Origin of the sequence: Methylobacterium sp. WL19 (genome assembly GCF_008040005.1) — a bacterium.
In the GTDB taxonomy this organism is placed as follows: Bacteria; Pseudomonadota; Alphaproteobacteria; order Rhizobiales; family Beijerinckiaceae; genus Methylobacterium; species Methylobacterium bullatum.
On sequence record NZ_VRVC01000030.1, the window covers coordinates 25,973 to 42,357 of the forward strand.

Sequence of the window (16,385 nt, forward strand, 5' to 3'; positions counted from 1 at the left end):
GGAAGGCACGCGGATGCGTGGGCATCTGTGCGGGATCAGGACCGCCTGGACGGTCGCCGCGACGGCGGCCGAGGCGGTGGCGGACGTCGCCGCCGGCATCGGTCCATCCCGTCTCTCGCATCTGCTGGCCTTCTTCTCCCCCGATTACGTCGTCGATGACCTGAACACCGCCCTGGCAGGCGCTTTCCCCGGCACACCCATCACCGGATGCACCATGTCGGGCGGCATCTGCCCGGCGGGCGGGCTGGAGCGCGGCCTCGTGGTAGTCGCTTTCCCCGAAAAGGGTTTTCGCGTCGTCTCCGCGATCCTCGATGCCATCGACCATCTCGACGTGGCGCGCACCGCCTCGTCCGTCCGTGCCCTGCGGCGGATCCTGGAGACGGAATCCCCCGATGCCGCACCGAACCGGCGCTTCGCCCTGTCCTTCATCGATGGCCTCGCCAATGCGGAGGAGACGGTGGTCTCGGCCATCGCATGGGCGCTCGATGGCATCCCCCTGGTCGGCGGATCCGCCGGCGACGACCTGAATTTCCGCGAGACGGTGCTGCTCCACCAAGGCTCGATCCATCGCCGGGCGGCGGTGGTGGTCCTGTTGGAGACGGATTATCCGTTCCAGATCTTCAAGAGCGATCATTTCGAGCCGACGACCACGAAGTTCGTGGTCACGGCCTCCGACGACGAGCAGCGCATCGTCCACGAGTTGAATGCCGAGCCTGCCGCCCGCGAATACGCCATGGCGGTGGGGCTCGACCCGGAGGCGCTGACGCCGATGAGTTTCGCCGCCTATCCCCTCGCGGTGAAGGTCGGGGGCGAGTACTTCTGCCGCTCGATCCGGCGCATGAACGCCGATGGCTCCCTGAGCTTCTTCTGCGCCATCGACGAGGGCGTCGTCCTCACACTGGCCCAGCCGCGCGACATCGTGGAGACCACCCGGAGCGAACTGACCCGTCTCGAAGCGGCACTCGGGGGGATCGATCTCATCATCGGCTTCGATTGCATCCTGCGCCGTCTCGATGCGGAGAGCCGGCAGGTCCGCCAGGGCATCTGCGACCTCTATCGCCGCTATGACGTGGTGGGGTTCGAGACCTATGGCGAGCAGTACCGGGCGATGCACCTCAACCAGACCTTTACCGGCATCGCCATCGGCCGGCTGGCCGCTTCATGACAGCCGGCTCTCCCAGCGTCGGCGACGAAGAGGCCAGCCGCCGTATCGCCAAGCTGGAGCGTATCAACGCGGCGCTCATGGCGCATGTGGAGCGCACCATGGACCAGCAGGGGGGCGCCTATTCGCTGTTCCAGACCGCGATCATGCTTGAGGGCCGCGTCCGCTCCCGCACCGAGGAACTCACTGGCCTGATGCACAGCCTGGAGCGCTCCAACGCCGCGTTGGTCGCGGCCAAGGAGGAGGCCGAGACCGCCAACCGCTCGAAGACCCGTTTCCTCGCCGCCGCCGGGCACGACCTGCTGCAGCCGCTGAACGCAGCGCGCCTCTCGGCCTCCGCCCTATCGGACATGCCACTCGGCTCGGAAGCCCTGGCGATGTCGGCGCAGGTCGAACGGGGGCTGCAGACCATCGAGGACCTGATCAAGACTCTTCTCGACATCTCCAAGCTCGATGCCGGCATCGTCCGCCCGGTCATCCGGCCGGTGGCTCTCGGCGATCTGCTCGACGGGATCGCGGCGAGCTTCATGCCGATGGCCGAGCGCAAGGGCCTGCGTCTCGCGGTCCGCTACCCGGAGATTCGGGTGGACAGCGACCCGGTCCTCCTTCGGCGCATCCTGCAGAACCTCGTTTCCAACGCGATCCGATATACTGGCCGGGGCGGCGTACTGATCGCCGCGCGCCGGCGTGGTCGGCTGTGCCGCATCGAGGTGATCGATACCGGCTGCGGCATCGCGGAGAGCGAGCGCCATCTCGTCTTCGAGGAATTCTACCGGGGCGGCGGGGCGGGTGACGAGGGCGAGCCGGGACTTGGCCTCGGACTCTCCATCGTCCAGCGCATGGCCACGGCCCTCGACCATGCCCTCGTCCTCGATTCGCGGCTCCGCCACGGCACCCGGGTCAGCCTGTCCGTCCCCATCGGCGCCTCCCCGACCGAGACCATGGCCGGCCCCGCGCCCATCGCCACGCGGTTGACCGGGGCACGCGTCCTCATTGTCGAGAACGACCCGGCCACCGCCGATGCGCTGAGGCGTCTGCTGCAGAACTGGGACGCGGAGGTCAGTGTCCATCGCGACCTTGCGGGTGTGGCGGAGCGCGTCGCCGCCGGGCAGCCCCTGCCGGACGTACTGATCCTGGATTATCACCTCGATCACGGCGCCTGCGGCCTCGATGTCGCGAGCTACCTGCGCGGCGTGGCCCATTCGGCCCTGCCGGTCATCGTGACCACCGCCGACCATTCGCCCGGGATCGAGGCGGACGTGGCGATGATCGGCGCCGAATTGATGCACAAACCGATCAAGCCGGCGCAGCTGCGTGCCCTCCTCACTCACATGCTCGCCTGATCATACGACCGGGCGGGGGCGCCGTATCAGGCCGGGTCGGCGTCGATACGCATCCGGAGGATGGCGTAGGGCGGCTGCCGCATGTCGCGGCCGTTGTTGTAGTCCGGGCTCCGATTGACCTGCGCGGCGGTGATGTAGAGCCAGCGGTCGGGGGTGATCCAGAACGTGTCGGCCCAGATCAGCCGGGGATCGGTGGCGAGGATGGTGACGGTGCCGTCCGTTTCGCGCCGGCCGACCGCATTGTGCTCCTGCAGGGCGAGATACACGCGGTCCTTGGAATCCGCGATGAGGCCGCCGGTCATGCCCTTCTCGCCGAGATCCTCGACGGCGGCGGCGACCTCGGCATCGGACACCGCCGGGTTGAGGAGCGAGGCGGTCTCCACCGCATAGAGCCGCCGGCCCATGAGTGGCGCGTAGTAGAGGCGGCGGCCGTCCGGGCTCAGGGCGATGCCGTTGGCGCCACCCTGCACCGGGCGCGCCGGTCCCTCCGCCTTGCGCTGCAGGATCTGGCGGTTCTCGACGATCTTGACGATGCCCTTCTGGGATTCGGTGCTGGCATGCTCGGCGAGGCGCCGGACGACGCGGCCGCTGGCGAGATCCACCGCCAGGATCGCGCCGTGCCCGTCCTGGCCCTGGTCGGTGATGAAGGCCACCGCCCGGCCGTCGCGGATATCGACCCGCAGGTCGTTGAGCGAGGAGGTCGCGGTGACGCCGGCCTCCAGCGGGACCATTCTAACGATCCGGTTGGTCGCCAGATCGAACTGAACGAGCTTGGCCCCTCCCGGCATGGGCGGCCCCGCGCCGTCCGGCAGCCCGGCATCGAGAACCCAGAGCTTGTCGTCCCGGTCCATCACCCCATTGGGGACATACAGCAGGCGGGTCTGGGCGTGCTTTGCATCGGGCTGGTTGGTGGTCTCGTCGGGATAGGGCGTCACGCTCCCATCCGGCATGACTTCGCCGAGGGTGAAGGGCACCTTCGCGTTGAAGCGCGGCATCATCACGAAGATGCGGCCGCTCCGCGACAGAGTGAGGCCAGTGGGGTTCGAGGGCGCATCCGCCGCCATGGCGAGTTCAAGTCCCGGCACCCCTGGATCGCTGGCGACCGTCTTGCCGGATGCCGTAGGGGGGGAGCCTCCCTCAGCTGCAGAGGCCTGGCTGCTCAGGCAGGCAAATCCGGCGAGGCCGGCCGCCAGCATGTCACGTCGTGCGAAAGTCATTGATGCTGCAATCCTGAAGAAATGACGTTGGTCAGCTGGCTTTCGCCGCGCCCCGGACCTTGAGATCGATGGCGGCCACCACGGAGCCGGCCGAGATGAAGAGGCGATGCCCGTCCGCCCCACCGAACTCGACGTTGGAGGCCGGCGTCGCCGTGGCGATCCGGCCGAGCAGCGTCCCGTCGGGTAGGTAGATGCGCACACCGTCGGCACAGGCGGCGTAGATCCGCCCGGCCTCATCAATGGCGAGACCGTCCGGAGCGCCGGCATCGAGCGCGGCGACGACCCGTGGCTTGCCGAGGCGCCGATCCTCCACCGGGAAGGCGAGGATGGCCCGGGCGCCCTCCGCATTGTCGAGGGCGGCACTGGTCTCGGTGACGTAGAGCGTGTGGCCGTCCGGCGCGAAGGCGATGCCGTTGGGCTGGCCGACGGCATCTGTCATGCCCTGGACTTCACCGGCCGGATCGATCCGGTAGACCCGCCTCGCGGATTGGGCCGGCACCGCCTGAATGCCTTCATCCGGCACGGTGATGCCGAAGACGGGATCGGTGAACCAGATCGCTCCGTCGGGCGCGAGCGCCGCGTCGTTGGGTGAGTTCAGGGGCTTGCCGTCGTAGGAATCCGCCAGCACGGTCATCGTCCCGTCGGGTTCGCGGCGGACGACGCGACGGGTCCGGTGCTCGCAAGTGACGAGGCGCCCCTTCGCATCGAGGATGTTGCCGTTGGCGTTGTTGGAGGGATCGCGAAACGGCTTCACCTCGCCGTTTTCCCTGATCACCAGCATGCGGTTCGACCGCACGTCGCTGACGATGAGGCCCCCGAGATGCGGCGCCCAGCACAAGCCTTCGCACCACCGACCCTCGCGGTAGAGGGGCATCGGCCGGGCGGACGGATCGACCAGTTCGGCGAACCGGGGATCGTCTGACCGGAGGATCGGAGCCGCCGAGGCGTGACCGCTCCAGAGACCGGATGCGGCGAGGCCGCAGAGGATGTCGCGTCGGCGCATGGGAAAGCTCGCAGGGGAGGGCGGGAATGCCCGGCCGGTCTCGCCGACCGACCGGGCCTTCGGTCTCAGCGGGCGGATGGGATCGTCGTCGATCCGGTGGCATCGCTCGCCGGGGGCTTGATGCTCCACAGGTCTGTGGGCAGGGCCGCCGGTGCATCGGGCTTGTAGAAGGCCGAATCCTGGATGCGAGAGGTCGTCACGTAGAGGGTGCCGTCCGGTCCCTCGGCGAACGTGTCGGGCCAGCGCAGGCGCTTGTCCTGGATCAGGGTCGTGAGGGCAGAACCCTTGGCGGACAGGTCGCGGACCTTGATCGAGTCATCCTGGGGCGAGGTGACGTACATCCGCCCATCCTTGCGCGAGATGATGAGGCCGTCCGCAGGGCCGTTGTCGCCCACCGTCTCCACCTTGCCCGACAGGCTCCTGTCGCTGAGTGCTTCCGGCACGAGCGACGACGTCATCCAGCCGGTGAGCGCGGAGGTCGGCAGGCTGTAGAGGGTCCGCCCCTTGATCGCCTGCCAGTACAGGGTGTCGCCATCGGGCGAGAGGGCGATGCCGTCGGCGGCGAATTCCACGCCGCGTCCATCGGGCCGCCGAAGGGGCCTGCCCTCGTAGGTCACGGTCACCGTCTTGTCGGGCTGGGTCGTCGGATCTCCGTCGAGGAGGCGGCGGGCCTTGCCGCTGGCGAGATCGACCACGACGAGGGCACCACTCGCGCCCGAATCGGTGATGTAGGCGGTCTTTCCATCCGGCGAAAAGCGCACGTCGTTGAGGTAGGAACCCTGAGGGGCCACGGCCTCGTCGAAGGCGATGGTGCGGGCGGGCCTGTTGGTCTTGAGGTCGATCTCCACGAGCTTCGGCCCGTTCTTCACCACCGCCGCCATGCCGGGCGCGGCCGGATCGAGCACCCAGAGATTACCGTCAGGGCTCGCCACCACGCTCTGGACGCAGATCCAATGGTCCCCAGCCGAGACATCGTCCTTGCGCGCATTGCGCCAGGCGTTCCACTCGGCGTCGGGAAAAGGTGTGATCCGGCCGTCTTTTACCTCGGCGACGGAGACGGCGCTGTCTTCGGTCCAGCGTGGGAAGTTGACGAACACGCGACCACCCTTGGAGACGGTGACGCCGGTGACCTGATGCTCGAAGCTGGCGACCTTGGTGAGTGTGCCGGCGGCGGGACCCGGCTGGGCTTCAGCCGCAGCGGCCCCGGTGGCGATCGTGCCGGAGAGAAGCAGCGCGGCCAGGGCGGCGCGGGTCGTCGTCGATGACGTCATGGGGCACTCGTCGCGAGAAAAGGAGGAATCACTCCCTTCGGCAACGCAATGACCGGCGGCCAAGCTTCATCGAAATTTCGCGGACGTGCGGCCCGTTCAGGCGGCGAGCGCGCGTTTCACCGTCGAGCGCAGGTCGGCCAGGGAGAAGGGCTTCGTCAGCACATCGGTGACGATGGCGTCGAGGCCACGGGCCCGCTCGCGCTGGTCTGCGAACCCCGTCATCAGGAGGATGGTCAGGTCGGGAAAATCGCGCTTGGCCGCGAGAGCGAGGGCGATCCCGTCCATCAGCGGCATACGGATATCGGTGAGCAACAGATCGAACCCGCCATCAGCCTCCATAAGCCGATCGAGCCCGTCGCTCCCATCTGACGCCGTCACGACGGAATGCCCGTCGATTTCCAGGCCCCGTTTCAGGAAGCCACGCACGGGCTCTTCATCGTCAACGAGGAGGATTCGTGCCATCAACTCTTTGTCTCTGCTGGATCGCCCAGACTGCGCTTTTACTCAGCTTCGATGTCAAGGGCCGCTTTGCATCAAATGATATGCAAATGTTCTGCGTGACCCGACCGCGCGCAATTGTCGCCCTAAAGCCACGGCTGTGCCTGATCGTCAGCTTCGCGTGCCTGGAGGCCGGGCTCAGGTGCCGCCGAACAGGTCCGGCTCGCTGCTCACGTGGTCGACCAGGCCGACGAAGGGGAGCTGACGATATTCGTGGGCGACATCCATTCCGTAGCCGACCACGAACACATCGGGGCAGGTGAATCCGACGAAATCGGCATCGATGGTCACCGCCCGTTTGCCCGGCTTCTCGAGCAGGACGGCAGTCAGGACCCGCTTGGCGCCACGCGCCATGAGCAGGTCCTTGGCGAAGACGACGGTGCGTCCGGATTCAAGGATGTCGTCCACCAAAAGGACGTCGCGGCCGCGAACCTCACTCTCGACGTCGCGCAGGATCTCTACCTGTCCCGAGGAAACCGTGCCGCTGCGATAGCTCGACAGGTGGACGAACTCGACCTGCGGTGACAGGCCGGACCGGTGCAGCGCCCTCAGCAGGTCGGCTGCGAACATGAAGCTTCCCTTGAGAACCGCCACGACGAGGAGGTTCTCGGGCTTGGCCGCGACGATGGCCGCGGCCAGCTCCTCGTTGCGGTTCGCGATGGCGGTTTCGTCGAAGAGGACGCGCACGCGTCGGGTCGGGCTGGTCATACGATCTCTCTACCACGAGCGGGCGCGGGTGGCACCGTTTTTTGCCCTGCGCGAGAGGCAACGTCCGGTGTCAATGACCGAGATCCGTCTCCGGCACACCGCGCTCCGGTGCGAACCCGACCTTGATCGTGCGCCCCTGCGCCGGCGGCGACGACAAGCTTGCCCTGAACCGGGCCGTCTCGCGATCCTCGAGGCTGGAGCGCGGCGGCGCCACGGTCCAGCGGTAGATGGTCTGGTCCTGCGCATCGCGCACCTCGACTTCGATCGGCGGCACCGGGACGGGGTTGCCCGCCACGCCGACCACGTCGCCCTCGACGACGAGTTGGGACGCGGCGCCCTCGCCCTGGGTCTGGAAGGCCGAAAGATCGCGGATCTCGATGCCGCGCAGGTTCACGGGCATGCCGATCCCGGCATAAAGCGCAGCGCTCTGGGGCATGGCCCGCACCACGGTGCTGCGGGCAAGTAGCGCCAAGGGTATGCCCGCCAGCAGGGCGAGCCCGAAGGCGGCGACCGGCGACATAGCGCCCAATCGTTTCGGAGGGGGTGTGCGCCCGCGGGGCTTGCGGACCGGCTTCTCCTCCGGCGTCGGATCCACCGCTGCGGCCTGGGCCTCCTCGGCCAGTGCCGCTTCCCATGCATCGAGATCGGCCTGCGCTTCCCCGCGCCCCTCCACCGAGCCCATCGCCGCCTGAATCTCGGCCATCTCTTCGGCGAGGGCAGCGGCGACCTCATCGGGTGAGATGAACCAGGTCTCGCGACAGGCGGCGCAGCGCACCGAGCGGCCTTCGACGCCGACCCTGTCGGTGGCGATGTCGTATTCGCTTGCGCAGGCCGGGCATACGATCAGCATGGCGAATCGACGCCTCGAATTCTCGATCGGCGGTTGCCGGTTCGGTGAAAAAGACTCACACCATCATCGCCAAGAGCGGTTAATCCTCCGTGAAGCGGCAGAATGGGAGCGCAGGCTTGTCAGCAGAATCAGGCATCAACGGATCAGGGCATCTCGCGTGACCGCTGACAGCCTCCTGTCGGGCGTCGAGGAGCCCGTGGTCCAGTTCGAAAATGTCGGCATGCGCTACGGCCTCGGGCCGGAAGTGCTGAGCGACGTGAGCTTCCAGATCGCCCCGCGTTCGTTCCAGTTTCTCACCGGTCCCTCCGGCGCGGGAAAGACCACCCTGCTGCGCCTGATCCTTCTCTCGGTCCGGCCGACGCGGGGGCTGGTCTCGGTGTTCGGAGAGGAAGTCAGCGACATCTCCAACGAGGCGCTCACCGGTTTGCGCCGGCGGATGGGCATCGTATTCCAAGATTTCCGGCTGCTCGACCACCTCACCACTTACGAGAACGTCGCCCTGCCGCTGCGCGTCCAGGGCAGGTCGGAGACGAGCTACCGTGCCGAGGTGGTCGAACTCCTGCGTTGGGTCGGTCTCGGCGAGCGCATGCACGTCCTCCCGCCGCTTCTGTCGGGCGGCGAAAAGCAGCGCGCGGCGATCGCCCGGGCGCTCATTGCGCGGCCGGACCTTCTCCTCGCCGATGAACCAACCGGCAACGTCGATCCCGGTCTCGGCCGGCGGCTGCTGCGGCTATTCATCGAACTCAATCGGCTCGGAACCTCCGTCCTGATCGCCACCCACGACTTCGCCCTGATGGACCTCGTCGACGCCCCCCGGCTCGTCCTGGGTCAGGGCCGGCTGCAGATCGAACACTGATGGGTCGTCAGGCAAGCCCACCGCCGCATCCCTCGATGCCCATCGCTGCCGACCAGGAAGCCCTTCCGGCGACCCTGCGACGCAACGCTCCCCTCGTCCCCACCGACTCGGCCGCGAGCCGGGCGCTCGCGGCCGTCATCGCGATCCTGACTTTCCTGGCGGCTCTTTGCGCCGGGGCGGCCGAGATCGTCGCCTCCAGCGCCGATCAGTGGCAGGGCAGCGTCGCGCAGGAGGTGACGATTCAGGTGAGGCCGAGCGCCGGTCGCGATATCGATGCCGATGTCGCCAAGGCCGATGCGCTGGCAAAGGCGACGCCTGGAATCGCCACGACGCGGATCTTTTCGAAGGCGGAAGCCGAACGCCTACTCGAGCCCTGGCTCGGCAGCGGCCTCGATCTTTCCGACCTGCCGGTTCCGCGGCTCGTGACCCTGAAACTCGCGGATTCCCCCGCGCCGGATCTGAAAGGACTCCGGGGCGCGCTCGGCGAAGCCCTGCCGGGGGTGGCGAGCCTCGACGACCATGCCCTATGGCTTCAGCGGCTCTCGACCATGGCCAACACCTTCGTCGGTGTCGGCGTCGGCATCGTCGCCCTCGTCCTGATCGCCACCGGGCTCGCGGTCGTGTTCGCCACGCGCGGCGCCATGGCCGGCAACCGGGAAGTGGTGGAGGTGCTGCACTTCGTCGGCGCGAACGACGATTTCATTGCCCGCGCCTTCCAGCGCCGCTTCTTCGGCCTCGGCCTACGCGGAGGCGTCATCGGCTCGTGCCTGGCACTTGCGGTCTTCGCGCTAGCGGGACTGCTCGCCCGGCTCTGGCGATCGGGGCCGGCCGGAGACGAGATCGAGGCGCTGTTCGGCGCCTTCCATATCGGTTGGCGTGGCTACGCCGCCGTCCTGCTCATCGGCGTGATCGCCTCCGTGGTGACCGGTATCGTTTCGCGGCTCACGGTCAGACGATTCCTGCGCTGAAGCTGGGTTTTCGACTGCGGAACAGGGCACTTCGCCACCTTGCTGCATGACATCGCACAGGGTTCCGAGTTCCCGGAATCGCGTTAACTATTCGTAAACCCTTAGGGGCGGAAGTATCGCCTCGCGGATGCCGCATTCGGCACTACCTTCGGAGAATGGCCACGCGGATGTCAGGACTCGGCACCACTCGCCCGCTGGAGGCGTTCGGTTGGGTCTGGCCACGCGGTCGGGCGGAATTGTCGGCGCCTCCCGCACGGATCGCAAGGGTGATGTCTCCAACACTGCAGCGTATCGGCTATGTCACTCTCGGCCTCGGTGCCATCGCCACCCTGGCGCTGGTTGCCGGGTTCCTGATCTTCGCCGAATCCATCGCCCGTGACGAGCGCACGCTCGACGGCCGGGCGGACGGGATCGTGGTCCTAACGGGCGGCGCACAGCGTATCGGCGACGCAATCGATCTTCTCGCCGGCGGTTATGGCCGGCGCCTGCTGATCACCGGCGTCAACGAGCGAACGAGCCGCGACGAGATCGCCCGCCTGAATCCGACCCAGCGCCACTGGATCGAGTGCTGCGTCGATCTCGATTACCGGGCTCGCAACACGATCGGCAACGCCATCGAAACCCGTCGCTGGATGCGCCAGCACCGGTTCAATACCGTCGCGGTGGTCACCTCGAACTACCACATGCCCCGGACCTTGGTGGAGCTCGACCACGCGTTGATGGGCAAGGACCGGGTTCTGCCCCACCCCGTGATCGCGGAAGGCTTCGACGCCGATCGCTGGTGGCGGCACCCTGGAACGGCAAGGCTCATCGGCTCGGAATACCTGAAGTTCCTCGTTTCATGGCTGCGGACACGGTTCGAATCCGATCCGGAGCAATCACGAGCGGCGATCATGATGGGGCGCGGAAAACCCATCAAGCTCGTCTCCGAATCGATCATGCGCGCGCAATACTGACACCGCGCTCTCAGCGCGAGGCGTGTCGCCCGATAGCCACCGTCACAATCCTCGCTCCGTCCTGCATCGGCAGATTTATGGATGTCGAAACCGGATTCCGTCTTCCCCGAGACAGTATCCTCGGACCTTGGCTTCGGGCCTTGCGTCTCGCCTCGGTGGGCGTTTCGATCACGTATAGGGTGGGCGTTCCGACGGGTGCGGGGCGGATGCCGGTGGCGGTGGGAACATCGTATGTTCCATATCCCCAAGCGCTCGGGACAAGCTCGGTTGGGCGGGGTATTGGCGGCAACAACCCAGTACGAGAGGCTGCGACGACATAAGGCCCGGCGTAGCTCTCATCGAACCGCGGTCGGAACGTATCGGGATGGCCGTAGCCCGAAGCTGTGACGTCCTGTGCATGAGCTACTGGTGTCACCACGAGGGCAAGCGCCAGGGTGCATCCCGGCATCATCCATCTCAGCGTGGCCGACATACGAACCTCGTCGTATCGAGACGGACCTCGATAGACCGGCACGACGAGAATGATCGTGCCAAGGTGAAGTCTGATAGTAGGGGCGAGGGGTAAGGTGCGGCAGTCCCTAAGTAGCTGCAAGGCATCGAAGTCGACGCCCACATGCCGTCATCCGAAAGCGGAGGCATTGCCTCAGCGGCAAGTGGTGACACGGCGGACGATCCAGCCCTCGCCATCGACGAACAAGCGCTTGCGCGATTTGGTGCAAGCGAGAGTATCGTCCTCGGCCTCGACCGTCAGGGCTACCTTGCCAAGCTCCGCATCCCGGTGAGGAGTGCCGGTCGAGGATCCCTCAGTGCCAGGCATTGCCTCAGCGGAAAAGGAGGACACGCCGACGACGAGCGCAATGCCCATCGCACTGAAAAGCCTGAACCGTTTCGTCATCGCAACCCTGCCCGCGCTCCGTTTTACGAAGCACCATCCAGACCCAAGCCATTGCACTTACCGCAGCGCTTGGTCTGTAAATCGCGGGGGGGCGAAACGGTTGCAGCGCAATGAAGCGCCACACGCGAATAGTTGGGTTTGCCACACTGCTTGTGTGACATCACACCGTCACGATCGTGATTGCGCGTCGAGAAGCCTCTCTGCCGCCGCCGACGGCGCGCCCGAAATCCCGTGGTGTGGCTTCAATGCGCAGCGGTGACACTGAGCAGCGGCAGGGTCACGGCAAGTTCCGGGGCGCCGAGGATCCGGGGCGTCAGGGAGGGAAGGGCCAGGGCTGCGATGCCGAGGACGAGGGTCAAGCCGAGAAGAGACGTTTCGAGGCCGCGGTAGATCACATCCATTCCCACCTCCACCCTGCAGGGACGAGTGGATCATGAGCGGGAGTGGGTTAACCAATCCCTCACGTGTACTTCGCGGAAAGGAGACGTGGGATTGCCCCGTTTTTGTGAACACCAAAAACGCTTTCGCGTGAGGTGATTGTCCAAGGCCCAAGGGCCGCCCTCCATACCCCGCCGAGTTTCGCCGACAGATGGTCGAGTTGGTCCGCGCCGGCCATGATCCGAACGATCTGGCTCGCGAGTTCGAGCCATCCGCAACTGGGTTGCCGAGGCTGAGCGCAGCGGAGGACAGCGTGATGCAAAGCCACCGTCTGCCGACCCCAGCCTGACAGCGGACGAGTGCGATGAACTCGTCCGGCCACGGCGCGAGAACCGACAATTCAAGCTGGAGCGCGAACCGAAGGCTTGCGAGACAATATTCTCTCTCGCGCGACGGCTTGGTCTACTCGGGAGACCGGGGGTCTGCCGTCGGGGTCTTCCGGTTCATGAACGCGAATCAGGCCGACTGCCCGATCGCTGGCATGGCACGCGTGCTCGGTGTGTCGAAGGCGAAATACTAGGGTCTGGACTCAATCAGCACCAGAAGGCGATGACAGCGGCGAGTGCGACGGCGGAGGCATAGTTGCGGGCCATCTTGTCGTATCGGGTGGCGATACGACGGAAGTCTTTGAGGTGGCAGAAGGTGGCCTCGACGCGCCAGCGCTCGCGATAGCGGCGCTTGTCGTGGCGGATCTTGCGTTTGCGGCTGCGTTTGCCTGGAATGACGGGGGTGATGCCCTTCTCCCGCAGATCGGCGCGCAGCCAGTCGGCGTCGTAGCCCTTGTCGGCGGTCAGGCTGCGGATACGGCCTGGGGCTTCGGCCAGCACGTCCGGGGCTGTACGGACGTCGCTGGCGTTGCCGGATGTCAGCAGGAGGACGCCGGGGCGTCCGAGGACATCGGTGAGGGCGTGGATCTTGGTCGTCCGGCCCCCACGCGACGGGCCGATGGCCTGCGCTTTGCCCCCCCTTTACCGCCGTGGGCGGAGCGATGCGCTTTGACGTAAGTGCTGTCGATGGCCGCCGCTTCGCCCGACCACCCGGCCTTGGCCAAGGCGGCCAGCATCGCCCGCCAGAACCCGCGCCGAGACCACCGGTTGAAGCGATTGTAGACCGTGGTGCGTGGACCGTACTCCGCCGGGCAATCCTGCCAGCGGCAGCCTGAGATGAGCACATGCAGCATGCCCGAGATGATCTTCCGGTCGTCCTTGCGCTCGGGGCCGGGTTGGTTGACCGGCATGAACGGCCCGATCACCGCCCACTGCTCATCCGAAAGCCAGAACAGGTCCGCCATCATCGCCTCCATGCTGAAAACCGCGAACGTGAATCACAAAACTGCAGCCGCAGCAATATCTTGGTTCGGTTCAGACCCTCGGCCCAGTTGCGCAACGCCTCGCCCGAGCCGCCGATCTTGGCCGCGATCGACTGCATCGCCAGCCATTGCGAGCCATGCTCGCCCTGGTAGTCGAAAACCATCCGCACGGCACGTTCGCGGACTTCGAGAGAATAGGGCGGGGATCGCTTCGTTATGGCTCCATCCTCTCACGAGGCGGAGCCTCCGGGAAAGCCGGAGCGGTTCACTCCCGGCCGTACCGGGCGCAGCTTTCGGCATTGGCGTGGCCCGGTCCTGACCGATGGCCGCGTTCGATCGAAGGTCGAGCGGGGTTATTCTGTGGGAGGGGGCTGCTGCCTCCGCTTCTTGAATTCCTCGAGGGTGAGTTCCGGGACCTTGACCGGGGACGGCTCCTCCCGGGACGCGTCGTCCTCCGTCTCGTCGGCACTGGACCTGTCCTGGCTGGCACGGTGCGAGAACATGCGCAGTTCTTGCCTTTCCTTGTCCAACGCGAGTTCGATCACCGCGTGCGACACGATGGTCACCGTCCAGGCCTGAATGACGTCGCCGGTGCGCAGGCGATGGATCTTCCGGTCGGCCAGATCGCGCACGATGGCGATATCTTCGTGGTCCAGTTGCAGAAGGCCCAGCAACCGGAGGTTCGGGGGCGGCGGCGGGACGGGCGCGGCCGGAGCCCTGGCCACGGGCTCCGCCACCGGCGCGGGCCGGGGGGCGACGTAACGCCGACGGGACGCCTCGAAGAGGGGCCTGTCGCGAAAGGCGGTGAGCGATTGCGGGGCTATGGAATGGAGTGGGTTGAGGGTGGGGTCCCGTGCGGCGTCCTCGCCCGGCTCCGCCCGCGCGGCCGTGCCGGCCAGGGACGAGACCGCCAGTGCCGTCCACAGGAGCCACCCTACGGAATGTCGCGTGCCGCGGCTCATGTGGCCTTCGCCTTCCAGTAGCCGTGAATCACGAGGGTGACGCGCAGCGCCACCGGGCCTGACCGCTCCGTCCGCATCGCCCGTACCACGGTGACCTCGTCCACGTTGAGGACCGGGAGCCCGGTCTCGATCGCATGGAGCAGGTCGGCAAGGCCGTCATTGCCGATGTCGAGGGTGGTCTGGAGAGCGATGCGCTCGGAGGGCCCGTTGCCCTCCTCCGGGGCCATCTGGGTCTCGACGAGCCGACCCTCCGCCTCGTCGATGAGACGGCCCAGGAGGCTCAGGAGTTCCGCCCGTGCCAGGCTGGCGCTGGGGCTTGCCAGATAGAGGGGCGCGGGGTCGCGCAGGGCCGCCCGGCCCGACAGGCGCGCCTTCATCTGCGCCCGTATCTGGGCCAGGAGGTCGGCCTTGGCCGTCGTCTCCCCGGACTGGGTCCGGGCCTGGACCAGCGCCGTCACGGCGATGCCGCCGAAGAGGACCGGCAGGCCGAGGAAGACAAGAAGGGCTGCCGCCCGCCGGATGTCGGGCCGGGCGAGGCCGCGCGGGAGAGCATCGCTCATCTGCGTGTCTCCGCTGCCCGCGCATCCGCGGAGGGGGGCGCTCCGCGGTCGGCGACGATCTCGAAACTGTCGATATCGTCCTCCTCACGGGTGACGGGGGCGGAGAAGCGCACGTTCGCCAGGCCCGAGGCTTCGAGGATGCCGATCAGCCTGCCCGCGTCGCGGGACCGGCCGGCGAGCCTGATGGTGCGGGGGCCGATCTGCAACTCGCGCAAGTGACTGTCATCCGGCAGGCTCGCGGCCACGCGGTCGATCAGCAGCATCGCCGAGGCCTCGGCTGTCTTGCCCGCGAGGATGGCCTCCCCCGGAGCGCCACCCGGTCCCACCATGCCGCGCAGCGTCCTGCGGGCCTTGGCCAGGTCGAGGGAGACGTCTTCGAACCGCGCCTCGCCTACGGATGCCCAGATCAGGCTGCCGAGGGCGAAGGCGGCGAGGCCCGCCGTGGCGCCGCTCCAGGCCAGCAGAATCTGCCGCCTCAGGCGATGGGGGGCGGATCGAGCGCCGCCGCTGCCCAGATCGACGGGCAGGGCCTGCGCGGCCTCCTCCGGCCTCGGCCCGAGCCCGGTCAGGCTGAAGCCGAGGGCCTCGATGGCGGATCGAGGGCCGGCGGCGATGTGATTCGGCACGGCCGCGAACTCGACGCCGATCGTCTCGGCCTCCTCGTGGACCACGCGGTGACCGTACAGGATCCGGTCGGGGCGCCACGGCGTCAGGCGTTCCAGGCGGTGCGCCAGGATCGGGCCGAGATAGAGGCGCGCCGTGGCCGGAAGCTTGAGGCTGCGCCGCAGTACCGCCTCGGGCGGAAGGTGAAGCTCAACTGCGGACCAGGACTCGGCGAGGAGGTCGGTGCGCGCGGCCTCGCTCAGGGCCGTCAGGAGGCCGAGGTCCTCGACGACCTCACCCGAGATCCGGCGCACCTGCAGAGTACCTGCGCCGTCCAGGAGGAAGACGAGCCGCCGGGTCGGCATCCAGCGGGCGCAGAGGGGCTGGACCATGTCGAGGAAACTGTCGAGCAAGGCCGCGAATACGCCCCGGAAGGGCGCGAACATGGGCTGCGCGCGGGCGAGGATCTCGCGCAGGTGTCGGAAGATACCGGATTCAGCCCACAGCACGGAACACCTCGTCGATGCAGGTGAAGCCCTGGGCGGCCTTGATCAGGCCGTCCTCCAGCATGGTGGTCATCCCGTCGAGGCGAGCGGCCGCCACGAGGCGCTGCGGGTCGGGCCGCTCGCGGATCAGCGCTCGGATCTCCTGGGTCGCCGCGAACACCTCGAAGACGCCGACGCGGCCGTGGAAGCCGCTGCCGCCGCAGGTGGGGCACCCCACCGCGCGGTGATAGTCGGTCCCCTCCGGCGCGGTCAGCCCGCGGGTGCGGCACAGGTCGCGCAC

The 16,385-nt window shown here is 67.4% G+C and carries 17 protein-coding genes and 2 pseudogenes; 5 read left to right on the top strand and 14 right to left on the bottom strand.

Annotation, left to right across the window (positions count from 1 at the left end; genetic code table 11):
- The first annotated feature begins 13 nt into the window (after positions 1 to 13).
- A complete protein-coding gene (locus FV220_RS08465; RefSeq protein ID WP_187273360.1) occupies positions 14 to 1,165 on the top strand; it encodes an FIST N-terminal domain-containing protein in 1,152 nt (383 codons plus the stop codon).
- Positions 1,162 to 2,505 carry a hybrid sensor histidine kinase/response regulator gene (locus tag FV220_RS08470; protein WP_147830714.1) on the top strand — a complete coding sequence of 448 codons (1,344 nt, stop codon included), beginning with the start codon at positions 1,162 to 1,164 and terminating at the stop codon, positions 2,503 to 2,505. Before FV220_RS08465 ends, FV220_RS08470 begins: the two co-directional genes overlap by 4 nt.
- A 26-nt stretch (positions 2,506 to 2,531) precedes the next feature.
- Here FV220_RS08470 and FV220_RS08475 read toward each other — a convergent pair whose 3' ends face one another.
- The 6 genes from FV220_RS08475 to FV220_RS08500 form a co-directional block, all read right to left on the bottom strand.
- The gene (locus FV220_RS08475; protein ID WP_147830716.1) at positions 2,532 to 3,722 is read right to left on the bottom strand and encodes an L-dopachrome tautomerase-related protein; all 1,191 of its coding nucleotides are present in this window, start codon (positions 3,720 to 3,722) and stop codon (positions 2,532 to 2,534) included.
- Positions 3,723 to 3,753: 31 nt separating this feature from the next.
- Positions 3,754 to 4,725 (bottom strand): SMP-30/gluconolactonase/LRE family protein, encoded by a 972-nt coding sequence (locus FV220_RS08480; RefSeq protein ID WP_147830718.1) that lies wholly within the window; start codon positions 4,723 to 4,725, stop codon positions 3,754 to 3,756.
- A gap of 65 nt (positions 4,726 to 4,790) precedes the next feature.
- Complete coding sequence (locus FV220_RS08485; RefSeq protein WP_147830720.1) at positions 4,791 to 5,996, bottom strand: L-dopachrome tautomerase-related protein; 1,206 nt, start codon at positions 5,994 to 5,996, stop codon at positions 4,791 to 4,793.
- A 96-nt stretch (positions 5,997 to 6,092) separates the two neighbouring features.
- A complete protein-coding gene (locus FV220_RS08490) occupies positions 6,093 to 6,458 on the bottom strand; it encodes a response regulator (RefSeq protein ID WP_056140965.1) in 366 nt (121 codons plus the stop codon).
- A 174-nt stretch (positions 6,459 to 6,632) separates the two neighbouring features.
- Positions 6,633 to 7,202, bottom strand: a complete 570-nt coding sequence (hpt, locus tag FV220_RS08495; RefSeq protein WP_056140962.1) for a hypoxanthine phosphoribosyltransferase — start codon at positions 7,200 to 7,202, stop codon at positions 6,633 to 6,635.
- Between the two features lie 70 nt (positions 7,203 to 7,272).
- The gene (locus tag FV220_RS08500; protein WP_147830722.1) at positions 7,273 to 8,052 is read right to left on the bottom strand and encodes a zinc-ribbon domain-containing protein; all 780 of its coding nucleotides are present in this window, start codon (positions 8,050 to 8,052) and stop codon (positions 7,273 to 7,275) included.
- A 157-nt stretch (positions 8,053 to 8,209) separates the two neighbouring features.
- Between FV220_RS08500 and ftsE the strand changes: the two genes are divergently transcribed.
- The 3 genes from ftsE to FV220_RS08515 all read left to right on the top strand — a co-directional run bounded on the left by ftsE (position 8,210) and on the right by FV220_RS08515 (position 10,832).
- Positions 8,210 to 8,908 (top strand): cell division ATP-binding protein FtsE, encoded by a 699-nt coding sequence (gene ftsE / locus FV220_RS08505; RefSeq protein ID WP_018045475.1) that lies wholly within the window; start codon positions 8,210 to 8,212, stop codon positions 8,906 to 8,908.
- A gap of 35 nt (positions 8,909 to 8,943) precedes the next feature.
- Positions 8,944 to 9,876: an ABC transporter permease gene (locus tag FV220_RS08510; RefSeq protein WP_147830724.1), complete on the top strand. Its 933-nt coding sequence runs from the start codon at positions 8,944 to 8,946 to the stop codon at positions 9,874 to 9,876.
- 269 nt (positions 9,877 to 10,145) lie between these two features.
- Positions 10,146 to 10,832: a YdcF family protein gene (locus FV220_RS08515; RefSeq protein ID WP_056140955.1), complete on the top strand. Its 687-nt coding sequence runs from the start codon at positions 10,146 to 10,148 to the stop codon at positions 10,830 to 10,832.
- Between the two features lie 643 nt (positions 10,833 to 11,475).
- Here FV220_RS08515 and FV220_RS08525 read toward each other — a convergent pair.
- The 8 genes and pseudogenes from FV220_RS08525 to FV220_RS25435 all read right to left on the bottom strand — a co-directional run.
- Positions 11,476 to 11,727, bottom strand: coding sequence for a hypothetical protein (locus tag FV220_RS08525; protein ID WP_056140953.1), 252 nt, complete (start codon positions 11,725 to 11,727; stop codon positions 11,476 to 11,478).
- A 242-nt stretch (positions 11,728 to 11,969) separates the two neighbouring features.
- Entirely contained in the window at positions 11,970 to 12,128 is a 159-nt protein-coding gene (locus FV220_RS25430; protein ID WP_018045471.1) for a hypothetical protein, read from the bottom strand.
- A 570-nt stretch (positions 12,129 to 12,698) separates the two neighbouring features.
- A protein-coding gene (locus tag FV220_RS08530) for an IS5 family transposase (protein WP_147830738.1) occupies positions 12,699 to 13,456 on the bottom strand; the annotation gives its coding sequence in 2 pieces (ribosomal slippage) (positions 12,699 to 13,120 and positions 13,120 to 13,456; 759 coding nt in all).
- Between the two features lie 83 nt (positions 13,457 to 13,539).
- Positions 13,540 to 13,692 (bottom strand): annotated as a pseudogene (locus FV220_RS08535) (IS3 family transposase); the annotation flags it as partial.
- 135 nt (positions 13,693 to 13,827) lie between these two features.
- On the bottom strand, positions 13,828 to 14,436 hold the full coding sequence (locus tag FV220_RS08540) for a hypothetical protein (RefSeq protein WP_147830728.1): 609 nt from the start codon (positions 14,434 to 14,436) through the stop codon (positions 13,828 to 13,830).
- On the bottom strand, positions 14,433 to 14,996 hold the full coding sequence (gene gspM, locus FV220_RS08545; protein ID WP_147830730.1) for a type II secretion system protein GspM: 564 nt from the start codon (positions 14,994 to 14,996) through the stop codon (positions 14,433 to 14,435). Before gspM ends, FV220_RS08540 begins: the two co-directional genes overlap by 4 nt.
- Complete coding sequence (locus FV220_RS08550; RefSeq protein WP_147830732.1) at positions 14,993 to 16,108, bottom strand: PilN domain-containing protein; 1,116 nt, start codon at positions 16,106 to 16,108, stop codon at positions 14,993 to 14,995. Before FV220_RS08550 ends, gspM begins: the two co-directional genes overlap by 4 nt.
- Positions 16,095 to 16,385 (bottom strand): annotated as a pseudogene (locus FV220_RS25435) (type II/IV secretion system protein); the annotation flags it as partial. The pseudogene FV220_RS25435 and the gene FV220_RS08550, both read right to left, overlap by 14 nt.